The sequence below is a fragment of the Chryseobacterium sp. SIMBA_029 genome, from assembly GCF_046535275.1.
Taxonomy (GTDB): Bacteria; Bacteroidota; Bacteroidia; order Flavobacteriales; family Weeksellaceae; genus Chryseobacterium.
The window spans coordinates 1-241 of the sequence record NZ_JAWRXA010000783.1 but is presented as its reverse complement, the minus strand read 5'-3'; the positions used below and the strand labels follow the sequence as shown (position 1 = coordinate 241).

The window sequence follows — 241 nt, the reverse complement described above, 5'->3', positions numbered from 1 at the left end:
ACTACTTATATTCAAGATGGTGTAACTAACATCAAGACTACAGATCTAATTAATCCTAAAGCTAAAGCTGGTGATGCTGATTTTGGAATCACCTACGAAGCAGCAGGAAGAACTTACAAAGGTATTGCTGACGGAAACAGAGTTTTCTTCGGATTCGGAAGAACCTGGTCTACAACTTTATCATTCAACTTCTAATTATCACAATATTAGATTTTATAAATATGAATCCCGGCTTTGAGCC

At 36.1% G+C, this 241-nt stretch carries 1 protein-coding gene; it reads left to right on the top strand.

Annotation, left to right across the window (positions count from 1 at the left end; genetic code table 11):
• Positions 1-195: hypothetical protein (locus tag SB679_RS26065; RefSeq protein WP_410705296.1), on the top strand; the 195-nt coding region annotated here is incomplete at its 5' end.
• Positions 196-241 lie beyond the last annotated feature (46 nt).